18 protein-coding genes are annotated in these 26851 nt (G+C 71.5%); 2 read left to right on the top strand and 16 right to left on the bottom strand.

Annotation, left to right across the window (positions count from 1 at the left end):
* Nucleotides 1-58: 58 nt before the first annotated feature.
* A complete protein-coding gene (locus NLX94_RS13060; protein ID WP_254382839.1) occupies nt 59-1195 on the bottom strand; it encodes a DegT/DnrJ/EryC1/StrS aminotransferase family protein in 1137 nt (378 codons plus the stop codon).
* A 15-nt stretch (nt 1196-1210) separates the two neighbouring features.
* Entirely contained in the window at nt 1211-1768 is a 558-nt protein-coding gene (locus NLX94_RS13055; protein WP_254382838.1) for a cupin domain-containing protein, read from the bottom strand.
* 538 nt (nt 1769-2306) lie between these two features.
* On the opposite strand from NLX94_RS13055, the gene NLX94_RS13050 reads away from it, so the two are divergent.
* Entirely contained in the window at nt 2307-3410 is a 1104-nt protein-coding gene (locus tag NLX94_RS13050) for a polyprenyl synthetase family protein (protein ID WP_254382837.1), read from the top strand.
* Between the two features lie 67 nt (nt 3411-3477).
* Here NLX94_RS13050 and NLX94_RS13045 read toward each other — a convergent pair whose 3' ends face one another.
* The 9 genes from NLX94_RS13045 to NLX94_RS13005 form a co-directional block, all read right to left on the bottom strand.
* Nucleotides 3478-5589 carry an MMPL family transporter gene (locus NLX94_RS13045; protein ID WP_254382836.1) on the bottom strand — a complete coding sequence of 704 codons (2112 nt, stop codon included), beginning with the start codon at nt 5587-5589 and terminating at the stop codon, nt 3478-3480.
* 206 nt (nt 5590-5795) lie between these two features.
* Entirely contained in the window at nt 5796-7439 is a 1644-nt protein-coding gene (locus tag NLX94_RS13040) for a prenyltransferase/squalene oxidase repeat-containing protein (protein WP_254382835.1), read from the bottom strand.
* Nucleotides 7440-7472: 33 nt separating this feature from the next.
* Nucleotides 7473-9014: an FAD-binding oxidoreductase gene (locus tag NLX94_RS13035; RefSeq protein WP_254382834.1), complete on the bottom strand. Its 1542-nt coding sequence runs from the start codon at nt 9012-9014 to the stop codon at nt 7473-7475.
* Between the two features lie 101 nt (nt 9015-9115).
* Nucleotides 9116-10882: an FAD-dependent monooxygenase gene (locus NLX94_RS13030; RefSeq protein ID WP_254382833.1), complete on the bottom strand. Its 1767-nt coding sequence runs from the start codon at nt 10880-10882 to the stop codon at nt 9116-9118.
* A 66-nt stretch (nt 10883-10948) separates the two neighbouring features.
* Nucleotides 10949-11881 (bottom strand): aromatic prenyltransferase, encoded by a 933-nt coding sequence (locus NLX94_RS13025; protein WP_254382832.1) that lies wholly within the window; start codon nt 11879-11881, stop codon nt 10949-10951.
* The gene (locus NLX94_RS13020; protein ID WP_254382831.1) at nt 11874-13520 is read right to left on the bottom strand and encodes a class I adenylate-forming enzyme family protein; all 1647 of its coding nucleotides are present in this window, start codon (nt 13518-13520) and stop codon (nt 11874-11876) included. Before NLX94_RS13020 ends, NLX94_RS13025 begins: the two co-directional genes overlap by 8 nt.
* 216 nt (nt 13521-13736) lie before the next feature.
* Nucleotides 13737-16127 carry a xanthine dehydrogenase family protein molybdopterin-binding subunit gene (locus tag NLX94_RS13015; RefSeq protein WP_254382830.1) on the bottom strand — a complete coding sequence of 797 codons (2391 nt, stop codon included), beginning with the start codon at nt 16125-16127 and terminating at the stop codon, nt 13737-13739.
* A 2-nt stretch (nt 16128-16129) separates the two neighbouring features.
* Nucleotides 16130-16705, bottom strand: coding sequence for a (2Fe-2S)-binding protein (locus tag NLX94_RS13010; protein ID WP_254382829.1), 576 nt, complete (start codon nt 16703-16705; stop codon nt 16130-16132).
* A gap of 1 nt (nt 16706) precedes the next feature.
* On the bottom strand, nt 16707-17600 hold the full coding sequence (locus NLX94_RS13005) for a xanthine dehydrogenase family protein subunit M (protein ID WP_254382828.1): 894 nt from the start codon (nt 17598-17600) through the stop codon (nt 16707-16709).
* 208 nt (nt 17601-17808) lie between these two features.
* Between NLX94_RS13005 and NLX94_RS13000 the strand changes: the two genes are divergently transcribed.
* The gene (locus NLX94_RS13000; protein WP_254382827.1) at nt 17809-19668 is read left to right on the top strand and encodes a PucR family transcriptional regulator; all 1860 of its coding nucleotides are present in this window, start codon (nt 17809-17811) and stop codon (nt 19666-19668) included.
* A gap of 50 nt (nt 19669-19718) precedes the next feature.
* Here the strand turns inward: NLX94_RS13000 and NLX94_RS12995 are convergent, their stop codons facing one another.
* The 5 genes from NLX94_RS12995 to NLX94_RS12975 form a co-directional block, all read right to left on the bottom strand.
* Nucleotides 19719-20801 carry an NlpC/P60 family protein gene (locus NLX94_RS12995; RefSeq protein WP_254382826.1) on the bottom strand — a complete coding sequence of 361 codons (1083 nt, stop codon included), beginning with the start codon at nt 20799-20801 and terminating at the stop codon, nt 19719-19721.
* Between the two features lie 67 nt (nt 20802-20868).
* Nucleotides 20869-21351, bottom strand: coding sequence for a poly-gamma-glutamate biosynthesis protein PgsC/CapC (locus NLX94_RS12990; protein ID WP_243335815.1), 483 nt, complete (start codon nt 21349-21351; stop codon nt 20869-20871).
* Nucleotides 21348-23096 (bottom strand): poly-gamma-glutamate synthase PgsB, encoded by a 1749-nt coding sequence (pgsB, locus tag NLX94_RS12985; RefSeq protein ID WP_254382825.1) that lies wholly within the window; start codon nt 23094-23096, stop codon nt 21348-21350. The genes NLX94_RS12990 and pgsB overlap by 4 nt, the downstream gene beginning before the upstream one ends.
* A 4-nt stretch (nt 23097-23100) precedes the next feature.
* On the bottom strand, nt 23101-25413 hold the full coding sequence (locus NLX94_RS12980; RefSeq protein WP_308402418.1) for a HAMP domain-containing protein: 2313 nt from the start codon (nt 25411-25413) through the stop codon (nt 23101-23103).
* A gap of 79 nt (nt 25414-25492) precedes the next feature.
* Entirely contained in the window at nt 25493-26719 is a 1227-nt protein-coding gene (locus NLX94_RS12975) for a CapA family protein (RefSeq protein ID WP_254382824.1), read from the bottom strand.
* Nucleotides 26720-26851 lie beyond the last annotated feature (132 nt).

The raw sequence follows: 26851 nt of genomic DNA, 5'->3' as shown, positions 1-26851 counted from the left end.
CACAGGTTCACGGGACGGCGCGGCAGCAGTCGGTTCCTGCCGCCGCGCCGGGGAGGGGTCAGCGGCCGCGCGCGTGGGTGCGCAGCTCGGTCCGCAGGACGTTCACGACCCGCTCGACCTGCGCCCCGCTCAGCTCGGCGTGCATCGGAATGGCCAGGTTGCGCCGGAAGAGGTCGGCCGAGACCGGGCACTTGCGCTTGGACTGGTACACCGGCTGCACGTGGGTCGCCCAAGTGCCGTGCCCGCAGCCGATGTCCTGGGCGCGCAGCGCGGCGGCGAGTCCGGCGCGGTCGACGCGCGGGTCCAGGGTGACCATGTAGGACTGCCAGGCGTGGGTGCGGTCCGCGGGCACGTGCGGGAGCGTCACGAGCTCCTCCTGCGCGAGGAGTTCGCCGTACAGGGAGGCGATCTCGCTCCGGCGGAGCAGGAGTTCGTCGATCCGGTCCATCTGCACGCGCAGGATCGCGGCGGCGATGTCGGACATCTTGTAGTTGTAGCCGATGTCGGTGAACTCGGGGATCGGCAGTCCGACGATCCGCGACTGATCGAAGATGCTGCCGATACCGAAGGAGGACCGCAGCCGCGCGTCCTGCCCGATCACGGGATCGGCGGAGAGCAGCGCGCCGCCCTCGCCGCTGCTGGCCCCCTTGCGTCCGTGGAAGGAGAGGCAGGCCACCGGTGCCAGCGTGCCGGCCTGGCGGCCCTGGTAGGTGGCGCCGACCGAGCAGGCGGCGTCCTCGACCACGAACAGTCCGTGGCGGTCCGCGATCGCGTTCAGCTCGGCGTAGTCGGCGGGCAGGCCGACCGTGTCCACCGCGATGATGCCGACGGTGCGCGGCCCGATCAGGCTCTCCACCGCCTGCGGGTCCACGGTGCCGGTGTCGGCGCGCACGTCGGCGAAGACGGGGACGGCGTCGACGTAGCGCACCGCGTGGGCGGGGGCCGGGAAGGTGTAGTCGGCGACGATCACCTCGTCGCCGGGCTCGACACCGAGGGCGAGCACCGCCAGGTGGAGCGCGGCGCCGCAGTTGCTGAGCGAGACGGCGTCACCGACCCCGTAGCGCTCGACGAGCTGGGCCTCCAGCGCCTTGCCCTGGGGGCCCTGGCCGGCCGGCCAGCCCGAGGAGAACACCTCGGCGACGGCGGCCAGTTCCTTCTCTCCCAGACTCGCGTGAACGAGGGGAATCCTGTCCATGGTGGGCACCTCTCGTCAGGCCGTGCGGTCGGTCGCGGACCGGAGCTCGGGAAGGGCGGGCGGTTCGAAGCGCAGTGGCGTGATCTGGTGGACGTCATTGCGCTCGCGCATCGCCCGGATGGCCTCGATGTCCACCGAGGGGCCGGAGGAGAGGATCTCGATGATCTCCTCGAAATAGGTCTCGTGATGGGGCGAGGGGTAGCTCTGGAAGAGCATGCGCGCCGGCTTGTCGGAGGCGTTGCGGAATGCGTGCGGGGTGTTCGGGGGGACGAACATGCAGGCGCCGGCGGTGGCGCGTACGGCCTTGTCCCCCGCGGTGGATTCCCAGGTGCTCCAGCTGTCCGTCGTGCGTTCGGCGGGCTCGAACGCCAGGAGTTCCAGCTCCCCTTCCAGGACGTAGAAGAACTCCTGGGAATGGGCGTGCGTGTGCGCGCCGACGTCGAAGCCCGGCGGCACGATCACTTCGAAGACCGAGAGGGAAGAGCCGTCCGCCGCGGTGACCTTGAAGGTCACGTCCTGGGCCTTGGTGACCAGTTTTCGCCCCTGGCCTGGGGGGACAATTAGCCCGCTCATGTGATTGGTTTCCTCGTAGTCGGTGCGAATTCCCGCTCAAGGGAGAGGGGCCCGGCGGCCCGGGGCACCGGGGGCCGACGGGGCCGCGCCGCACGCCTGACGCCGGACGGGCGGTCGGGCGGGAGGGCGGACGGGCGCGGGCGCGGCGCGAAGAAATCGAGAAGGAAGAGCCCGACCCGCCTGGCGGCTTCATGCCGCCCCTCTTCAAATGGGTTGCACGAAGAGAATCACCGAGTCGCGACGGATCCGTCAAGCACCCCCTTTCGCCCGCCTAGAATTCCCCAAGTCGAATCGAAATATTCGCGAGAGGACAGGGGCGGGCAGGGGTTGACGGGGGTCCGCACTCCGCATTACAGCCGATACTCGGCGTCTCCGGCCAACCCGTGACTTGGCCGCGACTGTTCTCCGGATTGGTATCGGCTTGCGCCAAGACGACACCAATCCGGTCCGCAGTCCCCGGCAAGTCATTTGGCCGAAGATGACCGTCGCAGTTCGGAAAGCCCGAAATCCTGCGGCCTGAATTCACGAGGAGATCGTCTTGTTGAAACTTCCCGCGGAACCGGACCGGGCTGCGCCGCAGGCCTCCACCGGGAGCGCCGGCGTGGACCACGACGCCGGTGACGCGCTCCTCGCCCGGGTCTCGGTCGTCATCGACGAGCTCCTGGAGGCCGAGGCCGCGCACTGGGGAGCCGTGGACGCCCGCGTGGCGGTGCCGGTCGAGGCGGTCCGGGACATGGTCAGGGCGGGCGGGAAGCGGCTGCGCCCGGCCTTCTGCGTGAGCGGTTACCTGGCCGCCGGCGGTACGGCGGACAGCGAGCGCACGGACACGGTCGTCGCGGCGGCCGCCGCGCTGGAACTCCTGCACGTGTTCGCCCTCATCCACGACGACATCATGGACAACTCCGACACCCGGCGCGGGACTCCCACCGTGCACGCCAAGCACGCCGCCCGCCACGCGGAGCGGGGCTGGGCGGGCGAGCACCGCCGGTTCGGGGAGGGCATCGGCATCCTCGCGGGGGACCTGGCGCTCAGCTACGCCAACCGGCTCGCCGGCGGGCTGTCCGGCCCGGCCCTGCGCATCTGGAACGACCTGGTCACCGAGGTGATCATCGGCCAGCAGCTGGACATCGCCCTCGCCGCCGAGCTGAAGGCCGACCCGGCCCTGTCCCGCTGGGTCGCCGTCTGCAAGTCCGGCCGCTACACCATCCACCGGCCCCTCTCCCTCGGGGCGGCCATCGCCGGGCGGCCCGGGCTCCAGGGCGCCTTCGAGGAGTACGGGGTCGCGGCCGGCGAGGCCTTCCAGCTCCGCGACGACCTGCTCGACGCCTTCGGCGACGGGGTGGCGACCGGCAAGCCGGCCGGACTGGACCTCGTGGAGCACAAGATGACCCTGCTGCTGGCCCTCGCGGCCACCCAGGACGAGCGGGTGGCCCGGCTGGTCGAGGACGGCCGCAGCGGCGGCTGGGACCCGGCCGAGCTGCGCGACGCGCTGTCCGCCTCCGGTGTCCGCCGGGAGGTCGAGGAGCAGATCGACCAGCTCGTCGCGACGGCCTGCGCGGCGCTCGACGACGCCCCGCTGGCGGGCGACTGGCACAAGCGCCTGGTCAGGATGGCCGAGCAGGTGGCCTACCGCGACCGCTGAGCCGGCCGCACTCGGCGCGAAGGGCCTCCCGGCGGGCGCCGGGAGGCCCTTCGCGCGTGCGGAGCTGTCACTTGCCGCCGAGTGCGGGCTCCAGGTCGGGGGTCTCCACCCGGGGCTCGGGGTCGTCCTCCCGCAGGAACAGTTTGCTGGGCCACCACATCCAGCGGCCCACGTCCAGGGTCAGCGCCGTGACCAGCACCGAGCGGACGATCATGGTGTCCAGCAGGACGCCGAAGGCCACCGCGAAGCCCAGCTCGGCGGCGAAGACCAGCGGCAGCGAGGCCATCGCCGCGAAGGTGCCGGCCAGCACCAGGCCCGCCGAGGTGATCACGCCACCGGTGGTGGACAGGCCCAGCAGCGCGCCGCGCCGGGTGCCGTGCTCCATCGACACCTCGCGCACGCGGGTGACGAGGAAGATGTTGTAGTCGATGCCGAGCGCGACCAGGAAGACGAACGTCAGGAGCGGGAAGGAGGCCTCCGCGCCCGCGAAGCCGAAGACGTGGTTGAAGACCAGGCTGCTGACGCCGATGGCCGCACCGAAGGACAGCACCACCGTGGCCATGAGCAGTACCGGCGCCACGACCGACCGCAGCAGCACCATGAGGATCAGCAGCACCACGACCAGCACGATCGGGATGATCACCTTGGAGTCGCGGGCGGCGGCCGTCTGCGTGTCGAGCATGACCGCCGAGCTGCCGCCGACCTGGGCGTCGGCGCCCTCGACCGCGTGGACCGCGTCCCGGGCCTTCTTGACGGTCTCCATCGCGGCCGTGCCGCTGGGGTCGTGGTCGAGCTCCGCGAGCATGACGGCCTCGCCGTCCTTGGCCGTCGGGGCCGTGACCTCGGCGATGCCGGGGACGGTGAGCAGCGCGCTGCGCACCTGCACGCCCCTGTCGGCCTTGCTCACGACGAACAGGGGGTCGCCGGATCCGGCCGGGAAGTGCTCCGAGCGGATCTGCTCGCCGACGGCCATCTGCGGGGTGTTGGTGAACTGGTCCTTGTTGGCGAGGCCGTCGGCCTTCAGGCCGAGCACGCCCAGCGCCATGACGGCGAGCGCGAGCGCGGTGCCGATCCAGACGAGCCGCGGCCGGCCGGAGACGGCGGTGCCGACCTTGGCCCAGATGCCGCTCTCGGCGGTGGCGGGCGCACCGTGAACGGGCTTCACCGGCCAGAAGATCCAGCGGCCGCAGGCCACGAGCAGGGCCGGCATGAGGGTGACCATGGCGAGCAGGCCGACGAGGACGCCGACGGCGCAGGCCGGGCCGAGGCCCTGGGTGGAGTTGAGGGTGGCCAGCATCAGCAGCATCAGGCTGACCGCGACGGTCGCGGCGCTGGCGATGATCGCGGGGCTGGAGCGGTAGAGGGCCTCCGCCATCGCGTCGTGCCGGTCCTCGTGGCGCAACAGTTCTTCCCGGTAGCGGGAGATGAGCAGGAGCGCGTAGTCCGTGGCGGCGCCGAAGACCAGGACGGTCAGGATGAAGCTGGTCTGCTTGTTGACGACCAGGCCGGCGTTCTTCGCGAGGACGTAGATCACCGCCTCCGAGGTGACCAGGGCGACGCCCACGGTCAGCAGCGGAAGGAGCGGCAGCAGCGGGCTGCGGTACGTCAGGAGCAGGATCGCGACCACCACGAGCGCGGTGATCGTCGTCAGGGCCCCTCCCCCGCTGAACGCCTTGATCGAGTCGGCCGCGTAGCCGGACGGTCCGGCGACGTGGAAGCCGAGACCGTCGGCGTTCTTCTTGCCGACCTCGGTCATCGCGTCGACGACCGTGCCGATGCCCTCCCAGCCCGACTGGTCCTTCTTGACCTGGACCACGGTCTGGATGGCCTTGCCGTCGTCGGACTTCACCGGGCCCTGGGCCGGTCCGACGATGTTCTGGATGCCCTTGAAGGCCTCGGCGTCCGCCTTGGCCTTGGCCATGTCGGCGTCGGTGACGCCCGCGGACCGGTCGTAGATCACCACCGCGGGGATGGTGTCGGCGTTCATGAACTTCTCGGCCCGCTCCACGACCGCGGTCGATTCCGCGTTACCGGGAAGCCATGCAGAGTTGTCGTTCTCTTCGACGTCACCGAGCTTTCCGGCCAGCATGAGGGCCGGTACGAGCAGGGCCGCCCAGAGTGCGATGACGACCCATTTTCCCAGCCTTCCACTGGGCAGGGCCGCTATCTTGCGCATCATGTCAATTTCCTCGGTCTTCCGTCGAAGGGCAAAGAGCGCGCTGGTGCTTCTGAGTCGTTAACGGTCAAGAGGCTAGGGCACGTTGATCCCGCACGAAGGGAGGAGGAGGTCCGGGACCTCCTCCTCCATTTCGTACTTTCAGCGGCCGAGGTGACGCTGAGTGGGCGATTCCTCATAGCGCACCGCGAACGGTCCGTACCAATCCCTCAATTCGCTCCCTGAAGCACGGATTCCATGTGCCGGATTCGGGAGCGGACATGACCGAAAGCGAGGAGTACGGGCGCATCCGTCAAGATGGGAAAGCTGTACGGGAACGGGCGCGGGCCGACCATGTCGGGCGGGCCGCCGTAGCCGCCGTCCGCGTTCTGGCGGGCCAGCAGCCAGGACAGCGCGCCCCCGACGGGCCGGTGATCGGTCCCGTAGCACAGCGTGATGAGCCCGTACGCGGTACTGATGTCGTCGCTGGGGTCGCCCGGCTGCATTCCCCAGCCGCCGTCCTCGTTCTGCGTCTCCAGGACGGTGCGCTCGATCCGTTCTGCCATGCGGGCCACGTGGTGGTCCCGCGGGTCCGCGGTGCACGCGGCGAGGCGGGCACGGAAGATCGTGTGCAGCCGGCTGCGGCTCCAGCCGGGTTCGAAACCGCCGTCCTCCAGCTGGCTCCCGACGAGGAAGGCGAGGGCGCGTTCCCGGGCCGGCAGCGTGCCGGGGTGCGCGGCGAGCCCGCAGACGGCCGCGGCCGTCATGCACGGTTCGGAGGAGGCCCCGGCGACGTACGTGGGGAAGCCGCCGTCGGCGCCCTGGACCGCCAGCAGCCCCGCCACCCCGCGCTGCACGGAGTCCCCGTAGGCGATCGGGTCGACGGCCTGGAGGAACTCCAGGGCGCACGAGGTGTCGTCCACGTCGTTCTGCGCCACGATCTCCGACATCGACCAGCCGTCGGTGAGCGTCGCGCCCCGGGAGAGCGAGGCGGGCGCAGCCCCGCCCTGGTGCCGGGCGAGCATCCCCGCCATCCGGCGCAGCAGTTCCGTCGGGGCGCCCGCCGCCACGAGGGCCGTTCCGGCGGTGGAGGTGCACCAGTTGTGCATCTCCAGAACGAACGGGAAGCCGCCGTCGGCGCGTTGGTGGCGCAGCAGCGTCTCCAGGCCGCGGCGGACGGTCTCCTCGTTCCCGGGGAATCCGGCGAGCCCGTGCAGCACCAGCAGGTGCATCAGGGCGTACCCCTCCCACACCGTCGTCGCGGGCTCGGTGGCGGCCAGGGTCTCCAGCGCGGCGGCGGTGACCTCGTTCTCCACCCCCGCGGCGGCGGCGAGGATCAGGGTGACGGAGGCCTGCTGCACGGCCGCCCAGGAGTGCAGCGGGTCGGAGGGCACCTCGTCGGCGACCGCGGCCAGGACCTCGGGCGGCAGCGGGCAGCCGAGCACCGACAGCACCGCGCACACCATCATGCGGCGGCGGGCGGAGATGAACCCCGGGGCGTCGCCGAGGACGCCCTCCGTCAGCTGGGCGACGAGCCCGGTGTCACCGGCGGAGCCCAGGCCGGTGGCCCGCCCGACGGCGAGCGTCGCGAGGACGCGTTCGAGCTGGTCGGGGGCGTCCTGGTGGGCGCGGAGGAACCCGAGCAGGCGCTCCCGGGCCGGAGAGTCCCCGCCGGCGCCGGTGCGCGTCATCAGCGACAGGGCGAGCGCCGATTCCAGGACCCGGCTCCGGCACTCCTCGCGCAGGGCGCCGTCGGCGTCGACCCGGCCGGCGACGTGGGCGATCAGCCGGTCCGTGGCCTCACGAACCCGATCCGGGTCGACTTCGGCGGGCCACGGCATCCGGGCCGCGTACTCCAGATCCGCCAGGTACACGGAGTGCTCCTTCCTGAGGTGCCGGGAGCGCGGTCAGCGGACGCTCTGCGCGAACTGGAAGAACTTGTACGGGTCGTACTTGGCCTTGACCGTGCGCAGCCGCTGGTAGTTCTCGGCGTAGTACGAGCGCTCCCAGTCGGGCAGCCGGGCGTCGATGAAGTTCTGGTAGGTCTCGCCGTTCGAGTAGGGGTCGATGGCGGCGAAGCCCGCGTCGACCCACCGGTTCGCCGAGGCCTTGGCCTCGTCGGACGGGGTGGTGGCGTTCGCGGTGAGGAAGCTGACCGAGAAGAGGGAGTCGCGGTGCACGTACGCGGTGGCTGTGCGCGCCACCGCGTTGGCCTGCCCGCCGAGGGCGGAGATCTGCAGCTGGCGCATCTGGCCGGGCATCCGGTCGCCCTCGAAGACCTCCAGGGCCTTGGCCCAGCCCTCGCGCGGCATCGTCTGCCGGAACAGACGGCTGCGCCAGGCGCCGAACGCGGCGCGCGGTACCTTGCCGCCCGGGCTGGTGTCGTCGCGGTGGCACTCCTCCACGGTGAGCTCGGCGCAGCGGTAGAGCTGCATCATCACGTTCTTGTACGGCGCGGTGAACTTCTGCTTGTACACCGGGGGCACGCCGACGATCGAGAGGAGGCGGGCGATCTCCTCGTCGAAGGCGGGACCGGTGTCCACGGAGCCGAGGAAGATCGACGCGGTGGGGACGGTGCCGGCGGCGGCGTCCGTGAGCGTGACGTTCATGCCGCTGCCGATCGAGTGCGGCGCGTCGACCAGCCACTTCGCCCAGCCGTCGAGCATCTCCAGCGCCTGGGCGTAGGGCCAGACGATATTGACGGCCGCCACGTTGGTGAGGGGCGAGGGGGTGACGTCGTAGTGGGTCACGATGCCGAAGTTGCCGCCGCCACCGCCGCGCAGGGCCCAGAAGAGGTCCCGGTGCCGCTCCGCCGAGGCGGTCACGATGCGGCCGTCGGCGAGGACGACCTGCGCCGAGGTGATCTTGTCCGAGGCCATGCCGATGTGGCGGGTGAACAGGCCCATGCCGCCGCCCTGGAAGAACCCGCCCGCGGCGACGGTCGGGCAGTAGCCGCCGGATATGCCGAACCCGGCCGGGGCGAGGGTGTTCGCGATGTCGACGAGCTGCGCGCCGGTGCCGATCCGCGCGGTGCCGTTGCCGGCCCCGAGGGTGACCTCGTTGAGCCCGGACACGTCGACGACGAGGCCCTGGGTCGTCGAGTAGCCGGCGGCGCTGTGGCCGCCGCTGCGCGCGGCGACCTCGATGCCGTTGTGCTGGGCGAAGGTCAGGCACTTCGCCACGTCGGAGGGGGTCTTGCAGTAGGCGACGGCGCGCGGGTTCACGGCGTCGAACTGGATCTGGAAGAGCTGCTTCGCGCGCTGGTAGTCCGCGTCGGACGGCAGGACCAGGTGTCCGGTGAGGCGCTCGTCCAGCCGGCCCCAGCGGATGCCGGACCGGGTCCGCGCGCCCACCGAAGCGGAGGCGGAAGCGGGGAAGACGGCGGCCGCGCCGGTCGCGGCGAGGGCTGCTCCACCGGCGCCGACAAGGAACTTCCTACGATTGATCATCTGCTGTCTGCCTCTTCTGCCCAGGAATCTTGCGTGCCGGATGGATGGGTTACGGGGCCCTGCTACGGGGCCCTGCTTTGGGGCCTTGCTACGGGGCCTTGCTACGGGGCCTTCTGCTCCAGGACCTGCGCGAGCGCCGCGGTCAGGGCCGCTGCCGGGTCCTGCTCGCCGCCGGTGCTGCGCCAGGCGACGTGGTTGTCGGGCCGGACCAGCACGGCGCCGTCGGCGGCCGTCTGCCGCACGGCCTCCCACGCACCGTCGGCGTCGGCGTACTCGGCGCCTTCGCCGATGGCCGCGGTGGCGACCGGCACCGAGAAGGTCTCCGACGCCCGGGCGGCCGCCTCGGACCAGGCCGTCCCCTCGGGGCCGGTGATCAGGACGAAGCCGGTACGGGTACCGGTCAGGTCGTGCGTGGACAGGCGGCGGCCGTCCCGCTCGATCCAGGCGTGCGGCAGCCGGTGGCCCGGGCGGGTGGTGGGCTCGTACACGTCGCCGAGCGCCGCGCGGGCCGGCGGGCGGCTGCCGTCGGGGACGACCGCGCCCGCCTCGTAGGCGAAGCCGATCTCCACGTCGTGGGCCTGGCACTCGCCGCGGTGGGTCGCGAAGACCTCCGCGGCCCGCTGCCGCTGGGCGGCGCCGACCGGGGTCGGGGCGAAGTAGCCGAAGAACACCGGGGTACGGCGCTCCGCCGGGATGTGCCGGCCGAGGCCGACGGCCCCGTCGATGACGACCTGGTGGTGGGAGGCCGCGGACATGGCCCAGCCCAGGTTGAACTGGCCGACGGGCCTGCGCTCCGCCTCGTAGGTGTCGAGCAGGCTGTCGGGGGCGTGGCCGGCGACGACCGCCGCCAGCTTCCAGGCGAGGTTGTGCGCGTCCTGGATGCCGGTGTTCAGGCCGAGTCCGACGGCGGGCGGCTGGCGGTGCGCGGCGTCACCGGCGAGGAAGATCCGTCCGTAGCGGTAGTGCTCGGCGAGCACCGCCTCCACGGTCCAGCTCGTCACGTCGTGCAGGGTCACCTCGAGCTCGGGCAGGCCCAGGACCTCGCGGATGCGGGCGGTGACCGCCTGCGGGTCCCTGCGGTCCACGCCGGCGAGGTGGAGGTGCAGGCCCCACTCCTCGCAGTTCTTCCCCCAAGTCGGGCCCATCTCGATGAGGGCGCTGGAGAGGTCCTGGTGGTAGGGGTTGAGGAACCAGGTGATGAGCGAGCCCTCGTTCCACACCTCCGACAGGTCGGCGGAGAAGTAGACCGTCGTGGCGTCGAACAGGGAGGGCAGGCCCTGCATGTTCACGCCGAGGGCCGCGCCGACCGTATGGCCGCCGTCGGCCGCGATGGCGTACTGGGCGACGACCGTGGTGATCTCGCCGGTCGCCAGGTCGCGGACCTCGGCGGTGACGCGGTCGCCCTCCTCGAAGATCAAGGTCAGCTCGTGGCCGAACAGGACGCGCCCGGGATTGCGGCGCTCGGCGTGCTCGCGCAGGATCGGCTCCAGCCGGACCTGCGGCAGCTTCGCCGACAGGACGGGCCCGTGCGCCGCGTACGTCGCGCCGAGCTCGCCGCCGCCGAAGCCGTCCATCTCGTGGATCAGCCGCTTGTCCAGCGGGCCCTGGCCGGTCAGCGTGGTCTGGTAGCGGACCTTGCCGAACTTCTCCAGCGGGGCGCCCTGTTCGAGCACCTCCGCGTCCAGACCGTGCTGGCGGAAGACCTCCATCGTGCGCTGGTTGATGTAGTGCGCCTTCGGCAGCCGCGAGGTGTCCGCGCGGCGCTCCACCAGCACGTGGCCGACCCCGTGGTCGGACAGGAAGGCGGAGGCCGACAGCCCGGTACCGCCCCCGCCCACGATCAGGACCGGAACTTCGATGGTTCCCATGTTCGTCTTCGTCCTTCCAGGAAATGACGGCCCGAAATCGAGCAATGCGCAGTGGGGCGAGGGTGGTTACACCGGGTTTTCCAGCGACCCGTCTTCCAATTGCATGAGGTCGAGCACTCCGGGCTGCCACCGGTAATAGGACTGGAGCTTGTAGTACTCGCCGTCGGGCTGGGAGGCGACGGCGTACACGAACCTGGTGGCGGGATCCGCCGCCAGCACGTGCTGCACGAACCGCTCGACCTTCGGGTCGAGCTGCACGGGGAGCGAGGCCGGGTCACCGGTGGCCACGGCGAAGCAGATCCGCTCGACCTTCGGAGAGTCCCAGCTCAGGGTCACGTAGATGCCGAAGGCCTGCCGGCCTAGTTCGAGCATCTGCTCGCTCGGCTCCGCCTGGTCGACCTCGCGGAGCATCGAGCGCACGGCGTCCGGTGCGAAGCCGCCCGTGGGGGGTTCGCCGAAGTACACGTTGACGGTCCGGTGCCGGTAGTCGATGCCGAGCAGGCCGGCCGTGTCGCCCATTCCGTACCGGTCGAAGAATTCGATGCTCTTGCCGAGGCTCGGCGGCATCGACGGAATTCCGGCGAGCTTCGCAACGGCCTGGAGGTCGTTCCGGGGAAAGACCAGCCAGATCTTCTTGAATCCGCCGACGACCCCGAAGTCGATTCCGTAGCTGTCGACCGGGCAGTTGTCCCGGATGTCCGAGAGCAGGGAGCCGACGGGGTGGTCCGTCCGCGGGGTCAGACCGCGTTCGACGGCGAGCGCGTACGGGTCCACCTCCAGCGGGGTCGTGAAGCGGCAGTCGAGCTCGCCCTCGTGCTTCTGGCCGGTCCCGAGCCGGAAGGCGACCACGGCCTGCGCGAGGGCGTCGCCGTACATGTCCAGGATGGGCAGGATCTCGTCCCGCACGCACTCCACGTCCAGCAGGCCGGCCGCTTCCTCGATGGCCGCGTAGAGACTCTGCACCGGGCCTTCTTCGATGCCCCCGGCCGCCTCACTCATGGCGGTCATCATCTTGACGCTTCATGTGGACAAGACTCGGACACCGATCTTGCCCGCCACTGTGCAGCGACTTGAGGCCGACTTGGAGGTTCTCCTCCAGCCGGCGGGACAGTTCCACCCGGCGCGTCTTCATCGTGGCCGTACGGGGCAGTTCGGCCAGCGGGATCTGGATCGGGTCGGCCAGCTGGGGATGGGCGGCGACGGCCGCGCGCCAGCGGTCCCGGTCGAGCGGCTCGTCCCCGCGGGTGCAGACGATCGGGACCCCCCTGGAGTCCGGGCCCAGGACGACGACGAGCTCGACCAGCTCCTCCAGCCTGTCCAGGACGAGGTCCTCGATCTCCAGGCTGCTGCCCACGCCGGGGATCATGTCGATCTCCCGGTCGAGCATGTGCAGGCAGCCGAACCTGCTGCGGTAGCCGACGTCACCGGTGCGCCACCAGCCGTCGTGCACGTTGGCTTCGTAGCGCTCCTGCTCGCCGTGGTAGGTCTTGGCGATGCCGTCCCAGCGGGCGTCGATCAGCCCGGGGTTCTGCGCGGAGGGCCGCTTGCCGTTCTGGCTCACCAGCCGCACCCGCGCGCTGCCCGGCAGCGGGTAGCCCACGCAGCGCCCGTCCATCCGGTGCGCGGACCAGCGGTAGTACGGGCGGCCGACGGCGGGGCCGACCTCGCTCTGCCCGTAGATCTGGAAGAACTGCGCCCTGCGCGCGGAGGCCCCGAGGAGCCGGCGGACCGTCCTCGGGTGGATCGCGTCGAAGGTGCTGCTGAAGTACTTCACCGAGGCGAAGGGCCTGCGGGGATCGTCGGCCAGGTTCTCCCACGCCAGGAAGGAGTTGGGGAGCGCCTCGATCAGCCCGGGCCGGTGCTTCAGGAAGAACTCGGCGACGTCCTCGGGGGCGCCGTGGTTGACCAGCAGCACCGGCATGCCCTTGGCGAGGCACAGGGCCATCGCCGCGAACATCCGGGAGTGGCCGAAGGCGATGTGGATCGCGACCGTCTCGCGCCTGCCCATCAGGGCCAGCAGCACCAGCTGCGGCCGCAGCCGGGCGCGCATCGTGCGCGGGGTGTGCACCACCAGCTTGGGGATCCCGGTGGTGCCGGAGGTGTGCGTGATCATCGCGGGCTCGTCCAGGCCCTGGAGCACGGGGCGCACCCCCGGGGAGCCGGCGAGCTCGGCCAGCGAGACCGCTCCGGGGGCGGCCCCGCCCACGCTGATCACGCCCCGGGTGAGCTCGGCGAGCGGCAGATCCGCCAGCGCCTCCAGCTTCGGGCCGTCGGTGAGCAGGTGCGGCCGGTCGAGCCGCTCCAGCAGGGTGGCGAGGGTCGGGCCGTCCAGCGTGTGCGACAGCATGACCGGGACCGCGCCCGTCCGCGCCACAGCGGTGGCGAGCAGCCAGACGTCGAAGTTGGCCGCCTTGTGGACCACCACGTGCTGGCCGGCCTTCACTCCGGCGGCCGAGATCCGGCCGGCGAGGTCCTCCACGTGCCCGGCGAGCTCGGTCACCGTCAGGTGCCGGCCCGCCGCGGGCAGCACGTCGAGGTCGTGGTCGAGGGTCAGCGGCGGTGAGCCGCCCTTGACCGCCGCCCGTTCCGGCACGGAGCCGAGATAGAGACCCTGCTTGTGGATGGAATTCCGCCTCATGAGACCTCCGTCCAGACCCGCGTCGCTCCTGGTGCTCGCTGGACAACGGCGGTCTGCATCACGACACTTCGGAGCTCCAGCATCCGCCGGGGGACTTGGGCGGAACTGACCCCCGAGTTGGGGTCCGCTTGGCCCCGGCGGGGCGGCCGGGTGACCGGGCGGCCTGGTGACCGGGCGCGGCCGGTCAGGATCCGGTCGCGCCCGGTCGTGATCCGGTCAGGACCCGGTGAGGTGCTCCGGGCGGACCGGGGTCTTGTTCAGCTCCAGCCCGGTCGCCGCCCGGATCGCCGCGAGGACGGCCGGGGTGGAGGACAGGGTCGGGGCCTCGCCGATGCCCCGTACCCCGTACGGGGAGTGCGGGTCGCCCATTTCGAGGTAGTCGACCGGGAGCGTCGGCGTGTCGAGGATGGTCGGGAGCAGGTAGTCCGTGAAGGAGGGGTTCCTCACCTTCGCGGTCTTCGGGTCCACGATGATCTCCTCCATGATCGCGACGCCCAGGCCCTGGACGGTGCCGCCCTGGATCTGGCCGACCACGGACAGCGGGTTGAGCGCCTTGCCCACGTCCTGGGCGGTGGCGAGCTCCACGACCTTGACGAGGCCGAGCTCGGTGTCCACCTCGACGACCGCGCGGTGCGCGGCGAAGGAGTACTGGACGTGGCCGTTGCCCTGGCCGGTGACCAGGTCGAAGGCCTCGGTGGGGCGGTGGCGCCACTCGGCCTCGATCTCCACGACCTCGTCCTCCAGGACGTCCACGAGGGCGGCGAGCACCTCGCCCCCGCCGGTGACCACCTTCCCGTCCTCCAGGAGGAGGCCGGTTTCGGCCCATCCCGCGTGCTCGGCGCCGAACTTGCGGCGGCCGAGCTCCAGGACCCGCGCCCGGACGAGCCCGCAGGAGTTCTTGATGGATCCGCCGGTCATGTACGTCTGACGGCCCGCCGAGGTGGAACCGGCCGAGCCCACCTGGGTGTCGGCCGGGTGGATGGTGACCTGCTGGACCCCGAGCTCGGTACGGGCGATCTGCGCGTGGATGGTGATGCCGCCCTGGCCGACCTCCGCCATGGCCGTGTGGACCAGGGCGACGGCCTCGCCGTTGATGACCTCCAGGCGGACCTTGGCGGTGGAGTAGTCGTCGAAGCCCTCGGAGAAGCCGACGTTCTTGATGCCGACCGCGTAGCCGACGCCCCGGACGACGCCCTCCCCGTGCGTGGTGTTCGACAGCCCGCCCGGCAGTGCGCGCACGTCGGCCGCGCCGTCGGCGCTCTCCCACTGGCGCTCGGGCGGCAGCGGACGCGCCTTGACCCGGCGCAGCAGCTCGGCGACCGGTGCCGCTCCCTCGACGACCTGGCCGGTGGGCATGACCGTGCCCTGCTCCATGGCGTTGAGCTGCCGGAACTCCACCGGGTCCATGCCCAGCTTCGCCGCGAGCCGGTCCATCTGGGCCTCGTACGCGAAGCAGGCCTGGACGGCGCCGAAGCCGCGCATCGCCCCGCACGGCGGGTTGTTCGTGTAGAGGCCGACCGCCTCGATCTCCACGTCGTCGATGACGTACGGGCCGACCGAGAGCGAGGCCGCGTTTCCGACGACCGAGGCCGTGGAGGAGGCGTAGGCCCCGCCGTCGAGCACGATCCTGCACTTCATGTGCGTGAGCTTGCCGTCCCGGGTGGCGCCGTGCTCGTAGTGGAGCTTCGCCGGGTGGCGGTGCACGTGCCCGAAGAAGGACTCGAAGCGGTTGTAGACCATCTTCACCGGCTTGCCCGTGCGCAGCGCGAGCACGCTGGCGAGGATCTGCATCGAGATGTCCTCGCGGCCGCCGAAGGCGCCGCCGACGCCGGCCATCGTCATGCGGACCTTCTCCTCGGGCAGCCCGAGGACCGGGGCGATCTGCTTGAGGTCCGAGTGCAGCCACTGGGTGGCCACGTAGAGGTCCACTCCCCCGTCCTCGCAGGGCACCGCGAGCCCGGACTCGGGGCCGAGGAAGGCCTGGTCCTGCATGCCGAAGGTGTACTCGCCGGTGACGACGACGTCGGCGCGCTCGCGGGCCGCCGCCACGTCTCCGCGGACGATCGGCTGGCGGTGCACGATGTTCGGGTGCGGCACGTGACCGGCGTGGTGGTCCTCGCGGTTCTCGTGGACGAGTACCGCGTCGGGAGCGAGGGCCGAGGCCTCGTCGGTGACGAGGGGCAGCTCCCGGTACTCGATCTTGATCTTGGCGGCGGCCCGGCGGGCCGTCTCCGGGTGGTCGGCGGCCACCAGGGCCACCGGCTCGCCGTGGTGGCGTACCTTGCCGTGCGCGAGGACCGGAGTGTCCTGGAACTCCATCCCGTAGTACTTCACCGGGGTCGGCAGGTCCTCGTAGGTCAGGACCGCGTGGACCCCGGGCAGGGTCAGGGCCTCGGAGACGTCGATGGAGAGGATCTCGGCGTGGGCGACGGTGCTGCGGAGCGTCTGGCCCCAGAGCATGTCCTCGTGCCACATGTCCGAGGAGTACGCGAACTCGCCGGTCACCTTCAGGGTGCCGTCGGGGCGCAGCGTCGACTCGCCGATGCCGCCCCTGGTCCGGGCCCCCTGGGTGACCTCGGTGGGAATGCCGGTGGTGGTGCCAGCCATGATCAGACCACGCCTTCCTGGAGTTCTTGCTGTTCCCGGCGGGCAGCGGCCAGGCGGACCGCGTCCAGGATCTTCTCGTAACCCGTGCAGCGGCAGAGATTGCCGGACAGGGCCTCGCGGATGTCCGCGTCGGAGGGCTCGGCGACCCGCTCCAGGAGCTCGTCGGCGGCGACCAGCAGACCCGGGGTGCAGAAACCGCACTGGACGGCCCCTGAGTCGACGAACGCCTGCTGGACGACGGAGAGTTGACTTCCCTCACCGTCGGCGCCGTCACCCTCGTTCCCGCCCACGACCAAGCGCATGTCGCGACCCCCGTGCGCGACACGCTGCTCGGCGTGGGCGGCCAGTCCCTCGACCGTCACCACGTCCCGGCCCTCGGTCTGACCGGCCGCGACGAGACAGGAACAGACCGGCACGCCGTCGAGACGGACGGTGCAGGAACCGCATTCGCCCTGCTCGCAGGCGTTCTTGGAGCCGGGCAGGCCCAGCCGCTCCCGCAGCAGGTAGAGAAGGGACTCGCCCTCCCAGACGTCATCCGCTTCCCTCTGACGGCCGTTGACCCTGAGGTTCACGCGCATGTCACGCAACTCCTTCCGCGCCGCGGTCCGTTCCGCGGCGGTACGACTCCCAGGTCCAGCCCAGCGCGCGGCGGGCCATGATGCCCACGGCGTGCTTGCGGTAGCTCGCGGTGCCGCGGACGTCGTCGATCGGGTTCGCGGCCCCGGAGCAGAGCTCCGCGAACCGCCCGGCGACCGACGGGGTGAGCGTGCGCCCGTTGTCCCAGAAGCCGCCCTCCTCCAGCGCGGAGTTCAGGAACTCCTCGGCCGCCTCGGCCCGGACCGGCGTCGGCGCCGCCGAGCCGATGCCGGTGCGCACCGTCCTGGTGGCCGGGTGCAGGGCGAGCCCGAAGGCGCAGACGGCGATCACCATGGCGTTGCGCGTGCCCACCTTGGAGTACTGCTGGGGACCGTCCGCCTTGTTGACGTGGACGGCCCGGATCAGCTCGTCGGGGGCCAGCGCGTTGCGCTTCACCCCGGTGTAGAACGCGTCGATCGGGATCAGCCGGGAGCCCCGTACGGACTCCACCTCCACCTGGGCGCCGGCCGCGAGCAGCGCCGGGTGCGCGTCGCCGGCCGGTGAGGCGGTGCCGAGGTTGCCGCCCACGCTGCCGCGGTTGCGGATCTGCGGCGAGGCCACGGTGTGCGCGGCGAGCGCGAGACCGGGAAGCTCCCGGCGGAGCTCCTCCATGATCCGCGCGTACGGGACGGAGGCGCCCAGCCGGACCACGTCCCCGTCCGCCTCCCACGCGCGCAGTTCCCTGATGCGGTTCAGGTCCAGCAGGTGTCCGGGACGCCGGTGGTCGAAGTTGATCTCGACCATCACGTCCGTTCCGCCCGCGATCGGCACGGCCGCGGGGTGGGCGGCCTTCGCGGCGAGCGCCTCCCCCCAGTCGGCGGGGCGAAGAAATTCCATGAGCGGCTCTCCTCGTTCGCATGTGGCCGGAAGTCGTCGGCCGCATGCGCAGAAGTACACCGCGCGCCCCGCGGGGCGAGGCAGTCACCGATCGCTCAGAACGTCCATCCCGGATGGCTGTGGACGAGCGTGCTTTCCTCCGTCAGCACCTCGGTGAGCTGCGACGATTCCCCTCCCTCGGACTCCGGACCGTGCGAAAGTAGCGATCATGCGGCTACGTGAACTCCTGGACGACACCGAGCTGGGACTGCTCCTGCTCGTGGGCCACGACGAGGACCCCTCGGGCGGAACACCGGTCGGAACACCGGGCGGGACCCCGCCCGCAGGCCCGCGCGAAAGCCCGCTCGACCGCACCATTTCCGCCGTCGCGACCAACGACCTGGCCGACCCCGGCCGCTTCCTCACCGGCGGCGAACTCGTGCTCACGGGGCTCGCCTGGTGGCGCGGCGACGGGGACGCCGAATCGTTCGTCCGCGTCCTGCACCGGGCGGGCGTGACGGCCCTCGCGGCCGGGGAGGTCGAGCACGGACTGGTCCCGCACGACCTCGTGCGCGCCTGCCGGCGGCACGGGCTGCCGCTGATCGCCGTACGTCCGGAAACCTCGTTCGCGGCGGTCACCGAGCACGTCCTGCGCCGGCTGCGCCGCCGGGACCCCGGCAGCCCCGGCCGCCTCGCCGGCCTGGCCGCGCTGGTCGAACGCCACCGGCGACTCCTCACCGACCGGGCCGCCCCGGACTCCGTACTGGAACTCCTGCGGCACACCCTCGGGCTCGACGTGCGCGTCCTGTCCGCGACCGGACGCCAGATCGCCGGAGCCCGGCCGGCGCTGCACGCCAGGACGGCGGCGGCACTGGCCGCCCGCCACCTGGCCGCCCGCCGCGCCCGGGAGACGGCCCCCCACCACGTCACGGTCGGCGCCCGCCGCTACTCCCTCGTACCGGTGCCCGCGCCCGCGCCGCTACCCGTACGGGGCCCCGGGCCCGCCCCCGACGCCGCCGAACTGGGCGACTGGCTGCTCGCCGTGGAGGCCGACACCTCGCTCTGGGCGGCCGCCGACCGGGAACTCCTCGACCGCACCGTCGAACTGGTCGCCGACGCCCGCTCCGCCCACGAGCAGGCGAAGACGGCCCGCAACGACCTGGCCGACCGGTCCCTCGCCCTGCTGCACAGCAGCGTCCCGGCCGAGGAGATCCCGGTCCGGCTGCGCAGCACCGCGCAGGCCGTGCTCAGCGGGGTCGGGTACTGGCCGCGCTGCCAGTTCGTGGTCGCCGCGGGCGAGTGGCACGGAGGCCGCCCCGTGCCCGCCGCGGCCCTGCGCGTCCTCCTGGAGGAGGCCCTGGTGCAGGAGGACGGCCCGGTGCCGGTCTCCTCCGAGGACATCGCCGCCACCGTCGACGGGGACCGGGCCGTCCTCCTCGTCCTGGTCCCCGATCCCCGGGAGGGACACCCCGGCCCGGCCTCCGGTCCCACCCCGGCCCCCGGCCCGGCCTCCGCCCCGGCCCTCGGTCCGGCCCCAACCCCGGCCCCCGGTCCCACCCCAGCTCTCGGTCCGGACCCGGCCCTCGAGCCGGCCCTCGACCACGCCGCGCTGGAACGCCGGCTGTCCGCGGCGCTCACCCGCTGGCTCGGCCCCGCGGACAGCGTCTCCGTCGGCGTCAGCAGCCCGGTGGCGGAGCCGGGCAACGCCCGCCGCGCGCTGGAGCAGGCCCACAACGCCCTGCGGATCGCCCGCTCCGCCCCCGGGCGGGTGACGGTCCGCGGCCCCGAGGACCTCACCTCTCACATCCTGACCCTGCTCCCCCTCATCCCGGCCGAAGCCCGCCGGGCCTTCGCCGCCCGGCTCCTGGGCCCCCTGCGCGAGCACGACGCCCGCCACCGGACCGAGCTCCTGGCCACCCTGGAGGCCTTCCTCGACTGCGACGCCTCCTGGACCGCCTGCGCCGCCCGCCTCCACCTCCACGTGAACTCCCTGCGCCAGCGCATCGCCCGCGTCGAACAGCTCACGCACCGCGACCTGTCCCGGCTGGAGACCAGGCTGGACTTCCTGGCCGCCCTGAAATCGGGCTGACGGGCCGGGCGTTCGCGGCCGGCCCGTCAGCCGGTCAGCCCGTCAGCCGGTCAGAGCCGCTTCGCGCTGCGCAGGGTCGCCGCGTAGTAGCCGTTGCCGTCCAGGCGGGAGGTGCCGCCCTTGTCGCCGATGGTCGGGCCGTTGGCCTCTTCACGGCTGGAGATGAAGATCTGGTGGCCGTCGGTGTCGGTGCCGAGGAAGATGCCCGTGTGGTCCAGCCGCTCCCCGGTGCGTCCGTCCAGCTTGAAGAACAGCACGTCGCCGGGCTGCAGGACGTCGATGGAGGTGGGCCGGGCATCGGCGCCGACCCCCTTGAGCGGGATGACGTCCACGCCGGCCTTGGAGCGGGCCATGCCGTTCGCGGTGCGCGGCAGGCCGTCACCGGTGGCATTGTCCGCGGCCATCAGCGGGAAGCGGGCCCGATAGCCGAAGACGGTCCGGATGAAGCCGGAGCAGTCCATCGACCGGGAGCGCATCGCCTCGGGCTTCGCCGTGGTCCCGTTGCGGAAGGTGTACGGGATGCCCAGGTAGTCGTAGAAGTCCGACTCCTCCAGGCGGTAGTCGTTGCCGACCGAGCCGTTGGGGTTGATCGGGCCGAAGTTCGCGTCACCGGCGTACGACACGCCCTCCGCGTCCTTCTTGACCGGCGCCTGGTCCCCGTACTGGAAGGCGATGGCGAACAGGTCGTCCTCCTCACTGGCCTGGTACTTCTTGAACCACTCCTGGAACCACTGCTCCTTCTCGGCCCCGGCCCGCCAGGTCTCCGGCATCAGCCGCACCCAGTTCTCGGTGACCACCCGGGTCTTGGTGGTGGCCGGCTCGGCGAAGGTACGGCTGGGGCCGGTGAGGGTGGCGGTGCGGGCGCCGTCCGTGAAGGTCGCGAGGATCCCGCCCTTGCCGTCGCGCAGCACGGAACGCTCGGGGTTCTTCAGCCGCTCCCACTTCTGGGCGCCCTCGTCGGCCCCCTTCGCCGAGCCAGCGGCGGGGGCGTCGACGAGCGACTGGATCGCGGGCGCCTTGGCCTGCTCCTCCTGGCGCAGCTCGATGGTGAAGTAGACGCTGCCGGCCAGCAGTGCGATCACGGTGGCCGCGTGCAGGACGGGACGTGTGCGGCGCTTTGACGTGGCGGTCATCGGTTGCTCCGGGCGGGGTCGGTCGGGCGGGCGAAAGGACGGGCGGAGGCGGAGGGCCGGGCCGGGGTCACGCGTGCGGCATGACGCCGAGCAGGATGCCGGCGGTCAGTACGACGTACGTCATGAGCGTCGCGGAGCCGGTGGCCAGCAGCGTGGCCCCCTTGGGCTGGCGGACCAGCTGGTAGGCGATCAGGCCGGGCACGATGAAGCCGAGGGTCTGGTTCGCGTACAGCAGCGGGAACTTCATCTGCAGCAGGATCACCACGCCGCCCTGGAGCAGCACGCCGATGAGCACGACGGTCGCGAACAGGCGCTTGCCGTAGAGGATCACGTAGCGCTGCGCGACGAGCGTGAGCGCGTACGTCAGGACGGTGACGCCGAGGACGATCGCGGCGCGCTGGAGGTCCTCGATGAGGGTGAGGGCCAGCCAGCCCGGGGTGATCATGCCGCCGGGCGACAGGTTCGTCGTCAGGTAGCAGACGAGGGAGAACAGCAGGCCCAGGGCGATGCCGATCGCGGCGATCTCGGGGGTGAGGACGGCGGGGATCAACGGGGTTCTCCTGGGTTAGACCACTGCGGGGGCTGCGGGCGCTGCGGGTTCTCGGGGTCGGGTCGCCGGGGCGGCGGCGGGAGCTGCGGCTGCTGCTGCAGGGGCAGGGGCTGGTGCTGCAGGGGCAGGGGCTGGTGCTGCAGGGGCACCGGCTGCGGCTGCTGCAGTTGCGGCCAGGCCGCGGACGTCAGCTCCGGACGGTGCTGGTGCTGCTGCGGCTGCTGCTGCGCCGCGGGCGGGAACTGCCCGTACGACGGGTCGTACTGCTGGGGCTGCTGCGGAAGCTGCTGGTGCGGGTACTGCTGGTTCAGGTACTGCTGGTTCAGGTACTGCTGCTCCTGGTACTGCTGGTTCTGGTACTGCTGCTGCCCGTAGGGCTGGTGCGCGTAGGGCTGGCCCCCGCCGCGCGGGATCGGGATGTACGGAGTGCGCATCCGGCGCTCCTCCTCGGCCGCGGGCAGGTTCGCGTACGGGTCGAGGTGCTTGACGTAGAGCGCCATGGTCTGGTCGTGCCGTACGTGCTGGGCCGGCGAGCCAGGCGTGGACGGGGGCGCCTCGCCGTCCTCCTCGAAGGAGGGCAGCTCGGCGAGGTGCTCCAGCAGGATCTCGCCCTGGCCGTGGATGTTGCCGATGGCCACGAGCGAGGACTCCTGGCCGAGGTGGCCGAGGAGCTCGTGCATGAACTCCTCGCCGTCGCGGTCGCCGCCGAGGTCGACGGCGCGGCCGCGCCATTCGGCGGGGATCGCGTCGATGGCGCTCTTCGTCGGGTGGCCGATGACGAACACCTTGTCGGGCTGCAGGTCGGGGACGATCTGGCCCATCTGGCCGTTGCGCTCGACCCGGTCGGGGCGGCAGTTGATGACCACGTTCAGCGGGCGGCTGATCGCACCGAGGTCGAGGAGCTGGTTGATGTTCATCAGCGTGGACTCGGGGTCGTTCGCCGCGAACACGTTGGCGAACCGCAGCCGCTTCTCGCCGGGGCCGACGTAGCGCTCGACGGAGAGCACGCCCGGGTCCGGCGGGGCGTCGTACATGCCCTGGAGCGCGGTCTCCCGGTCGATGCCGAGGAGCTCGGCCACGACGAGCGCGATGGCCACGTTCTCCTTGAAGGTGAACCAGCTGAAGCCGCGCAGCTCCTCGTCGCTGACGATCTCGGGGTCGGCGTAGATGAGCCGGCAGTCGCGCGCGTCGGCCTCCTCCTGGAGGACGTGGAAGCGGTCCTTCTCGGCGGTGACGCAGATGCCGCCGTGCGGCATGGAGCGGGACAGCGAGCGGCCGATGTCGTCGAGGGTCGGGCCCATCTCGGCGACGTGGTCCTCACGGACGTTGCACAGCACGCCGATGGTGGACTGGATCAGCTTTTCCTGGTTGAGCTCCTGGAGCGGGGGCATGACGGCCATGCACTCCATGACCAGCGCGTCGGGCTTGTAGGCCGCCGCGCGGCGCACGATGCCGATCTGCTCGACGACGTTGGCGATGCCGAACTTGCGGTAGACCGGCTCCTCGGTGGCGTCGGGGTGGATGAAGCGGGCCGCGGTGCCGGTGGTCTTGGCGACCGTGACCAGCCCGCCGCCCCGCAGGGCGCCCGCGACCAGCCGGGTGATGGAGCTCTTGCCGCGGATGCCGTTGACCAGCACCCGGGTGGGTATTTCTTCCAGGTTGGCGAAGTGGCGCCGCTGCTCGATGACGCCGGCTATCAGCATCACCACGCAGCACACGACCAGCACGCTGAAGAGAAAGAGCACGGGGTCAGTTCCTTCCGGCCTTGGCAGCCTGGCCGGACCGGCCGGCGGTGCCGCTCGCTTCCCGCTTGCGCAGCTCCTGGAGCTGTTGCCTGATGACTTCCAGGCTGCGGGTGACGGCGCCGACCTCGTCGTGGTGGCGCGGGTAGAGGACGGTACGGCGGTCGCCGTCCGCCAGGGCTTCGGCGCGCGCCGCGAGTTCGCGCAGGGCCCGGATCACCACGATGTGGAGCCAGCCGAGGCAGACCAGGGCGGCGGTGAGGCCGAGCAGGCCGGCCAGGACCGTCCGGTTCTGCAGGTTGTACTCGGGGATGGCCAGGCCCTTGGCGGGCTGCCAGCTGACCACGGTCCAGGTCAGCGGCTTCGCGGCGCCGCCGCCCACCATCGGTATCGCGGCGGCGATGGTGACGTCGTCGTTGCTGCCGCGCAGCAGGACGCTGCTGGGGCGCGGCCCCTTGCCGACCTTCTGGTTGGCGCCTGCGGCCAGCGCCCGGATGCTCTCGTTGGGCAGCTGCTGGAAGGCCAGGTAGCCGTTGTTGCCGGCGATGACGCGCTGCTTCTCGTCGATGACCCGGATCTCGCCCAGGCCGGGCCGCTTGAGCAGCGAGTTGAGGAAGTCGATGCGCAGCTCGCCGACGACGGAGGCGCCCTTGAGGCCGGGGGCCGCGGCGAACTCGATGATGACCGGAGAGTTGCCGGACTCGACCAGCACCACGGGCTCGTCGACGGGGACCTTGCCGTTCGGGCGCCGGGGCGGGGCCCCGACCTTGGCCATGACGGTCCCGTCCTCCTGGAGCACGTACAGGGACTCGTAGCGCTGGTGCTGGGTGAGCGTGCGCTCCAGGATTCCGGTGATCTCGGCGGGGGTGGTGGCCGGGCCGATCAGCGAGCCCACGGAGGTGAGGTCGGCGTGCCCCTCGTTGAGGGCGCGGCGGACCCGGTCGGCCATGGTGTCGGTGCGCTCGCGCTGGTCGTGTACGAGGGTCTGCGGGACGGGGACGGACTCACCGGCCCGGTTGAGCAGCAGCACCAGGGGCGCGGACCACAGCAGCAGCAGCGCGCCGCAGGTGGCGAGCAGGGCGCGGGCGCCGATCCGGCCGCGGCCGCGGCCGGGGCGGTGGGCCTTCTGGGCCTCGGCGGGCTCGCCCCTCAGCTGGCGGCGCAGCCGCTCCAGGGCGGTGCCGATGCGGGCGGCCTCGCCGTACTTGGGACGGTTGACCGGACGGTTGAGGTCTCCGCGGCTGAGCCGGCGGCTCTCCAGGAAGAGCTGGAGCAGCGGCTTCTGCACGGTGCCGATGAGCAGGGAGACCGCGAGGAGGCCGATGACGAGCAGGACGGCCGCGGCGGCGATGCCGAAGAAGGAGTCGACGACGGCGGTGCTGTCCTCGGTGACGTTGACGAGGGAGATCACGGTCAGTCCGAGGGCGGTGGCGGGGGTGCCCTTGCCCGCCTCGGGGCCGGTCAGGCTCGCGTAGCCGACGACGGTCCGCTCACCGTCGGCGGAGGGACCGAGGAGGCTGCCGCTGACGCCGCGGAAGCCGCCCGAGCCCGGCTCCTTGGTGGTGAGCGGGTTGACTTTGGTCTTCCGCGCGGCGATCTTGGCGTACTTCTTGAGCTGGTTGCGGGCCCGCTCGGTCTCTTCCTTGACGTCGTCCGACTGGATCTGCTCGTCGTTGGCGAGTCCGTCGCTGCTGAGCACGTGCCCGGCGGAGTCGGTGACCGCGATGGCCCGGAACTTGCCGAGGCTGACGCCGGGGAACCGCAGGCTGCTGGAGGCGACGAGCAGCTTCTGGGGCTGGCCGGGCCAGGACAGTACGGCGAAGGTGAGCAGGCGGGTCTCGCCGTTCTCCAGGCGCACCATGCGCGGGACGAGGCCGTTCGCCTCGGCGAGCTTGGTGTGGTCGATGGCGGTCAGCGGCACGTTCTCGCCGCGCTGGGCCTCCAGTCGTCCCGACTTGACCTCGATGACGGCCGTGCCGCGCCACTTCTGGTAGACGTTGCCGAGCTTGTCGAGCACCGTGTCGGCGGAGACCGGGCTGCCCGCGTTGAAGAGGGTGGCGGTACGGGAGATGTCGGTGATCGACTCGTCCAGGGAGGCCCGCATCGCGATGGCGCCGTCCTCCGCGAAGTACTGCTGGGAGGTGCGGACCGCCTCGGGAACGGACTCGTTGGCCACCTTCCCGAGGTGGAAGGCGGTGAGCGCGGCAAGGGCGAGCAGCAGCGCGGACAGCGCGGCGATGGGCGGCCGGATGCCGCCCAGCAGCGACATGTCAGCCCGGCGGCGGGCCTTCTGCCGCCGCTTCGTGCGCGACGCGGACAACGGGACTCCTGAGAATGTGGGTGCAGGTGCAGGTGCGGGTGCGGGTGCGGGTGGGTGCCGGTGGTTCACCGGCTGCTCGTCAGCGGCTCGTCAGGGGCTCCAGTCCGTCCTTGCCGCCGCCCCGGTTGAGCAGGGTGCCCTGGGTCCGCTCGTACGCGAGCTCGTAGCGGGCACGCCGCTCGGGCGTCACCGCGCTGCCGTTCTTCAGAGCGGTGGTGAGGTCGATCAGCCGGTGGTCCTTGACCTGTCCGGTGTCGGGCACCTTGACCGCGGGGTCGGCCACCTCCAGGTCCGGCGGCAGCTCCACGAAGGTGGGCACGTAGCGCGCCTGGACGTCCCACTTGCCGTTCTTCTCCGCGAACTCGAACCAGCCGATCACGCCCTCCTCGGACAGTCCGCTGGGCACCTCGTGCCGGGCGACCTGGTTGCCGAGCCCGTACGCGACCCAGATGTCGCCGACCTTCTCCATGGGCTGGACGACGTGCGCGTGGTGGCCGATGACCAGGTTGATGCCGGTCCTCTCGGAGATCTTCTTGGCGAGGCTCAGCTGGAGCGAGTTCGGGGCGGGCTGGTGCTCCTTGCCCCAGTGGATGCTGAGGATGACGACCTCGGCGCCGGCCGCCCGGGCCGCCTTCTCGGCGGCCGAGATGGCGTCCAGCGAGGTCTTGTTCACCAGCCAGGGCTTGTCCGCGGGCACCTGACGACCGTTGAACCCGCCGGCGAAGGAGATCTGCGCGACCTTGACGCCCTTGACGTCCATGATCAGCGGCGTCGTGCCCTCCTTCTCGTCGCGGGCGGAGCCGGTGTGCTTGAGACCCGCCTTGTCGAGGGTGTCCAGGGTGTCCTTGACGCCGCCCTCGCCGTGGTCGAGCGCGTGGTTCGACGCGGTCGAGCAGGTGTCGTACCCGATGTCCTTGAGGGTCGTGGCGATCTGCGGCGGCACGAGGAAGTCGGGGAAGCTCAGGAACGGCCCCTCCGGCTTGCCCAGCACCGGCTCCATGTGGCAGATCGCCAGGTCGGCCTTGCTGATGACCGGCTTCACCGAGGCCATGATCGGGCCGAAGTCCATGCCGCCCTTGCCCGCGGCCTTGCCGTCCTGCTCGGCCTGGGCGGTCAGCTCGGGGTGGATGAGTACGTCACCGGCCGCGGCCACGGTGAAGGAACGTCCCTTGGCTCCCGCCGCCAGACGGCCCCCGGCATCACCACCGGACCCGTCTCCGAGGAGTCCACAACCGGTGAGGGCGGTGGACAGGAACAGGGTGAGCGCTCCGGTTCGGAGCGTGACGAGAGAGGCGGATATCTTCACTCGGTCTATCTTTATCCGACCATGACTCCGTTCCTCGCGAAACGTATAACGATTAAGGCAACTCTCTGCGCGGTGCTGGCCGTGACGGCGATCGTGGCGTATTTCACGCTGTCGTCAAGGGAACCTGCACGC

The sequence above is a fragment of the Streptomyces sp. TBY4 genome (assembly GCF_024213195.1).
Classification (GTDB): domain Bacteria; phylum Actinomycetota; class Actinomycetes; order Streptomycetales; family Streptomycetaceae; genus Streptomyces.
Note: the sequence above shows the minus strand (reverse complement) of the source record. Positions and strands in the feature narration are given on the sequence as shown.

Coding starts and splice junctions, on each gene's coding strand:
- NLX94_RS13045 (WP_254382836.1), bottom strand. CDS start 5,589: ATGATGCGCAAGATAGCGGCCCTGCCCAGTGGAAGGCTGGGAAAATGG.
- NLX94_RS13035 (WP_254382834.1), bottom strand. CDS start 9,014: ATGATCAATCGTAGGAAGTTCCTTGTCGGCGCCGGTGGAGCAGCCCTC.
- NLX94_RS13000 (WP_254382827.1), top strand. CDS start 17,809: ATGCGGCTACGTGAACTCCTGGACGACACCGAGCTGGGACTGCTCCTG.
- NLX94_RS13025 (WP_254382832.1), bottom strand. CDS start 11,881: ATGAGTGAGGCGGCCGGGGGCATCGAAGAAGGCCCGGTGCAGAGTCTC.
- NLX94_RS13055 (WP_254382838.1), bottom strand. CDS start 1,768: ATGAGCGGGCTAATTGTCCCCCCAGGCCAGGGGCGAAAACTGGTCACC.
- NLX94_RS13010 (WP_254382829.1), bottom strand. CDS start 16,705: ATGCGCGTGAACCTCAGGGTCAACGGCCGTCAGAGGGAAGCGGATGAC.
- NLX94_RS13020 (WP_254382831.1), bottom strand. CDS start 13,520: ATGAGGCGGAATTCCATCCACAAGCAGGGTCTCTATCTCGGCTCCGTG.
- NLX94_RS13005 (WP_254382828.1), bottom strand. CDS start 17,600: ATGGAATTTCTTCGCCCCGCCGACTGGGGGGAGGCGCTCGCCGCGAAG.
- NLX94_RS13015 (WP_254382830.1), bottom strand. CDS start 16,127: ATGGCTGGCACCACCACCGGCATTCCCACCGAGGTCACCCAGGGGGCC.
- NLX94_RS13030 (WP_254382833.1), bottom strand. CDS start 10,882: ATGGGAACCATCGAAGTTCCGGTCCTGATCGTGGGCGGGGGCGGTACC.
- NLX94_RS12995 (WP_254382826.1), bottom strand. CDS start 20,801: ATGACCGCCACGTCAAAGCGCCGCACACGTCCCGTCCTGCACGCGGCC.
- NLX94_RS13060 (WP_254382839.1), bottom strand. CDS start 1,195: ATGGACAGGATTCCCCTCGTTCACGCGAGTCTGGGAGAGAAGGAACTG.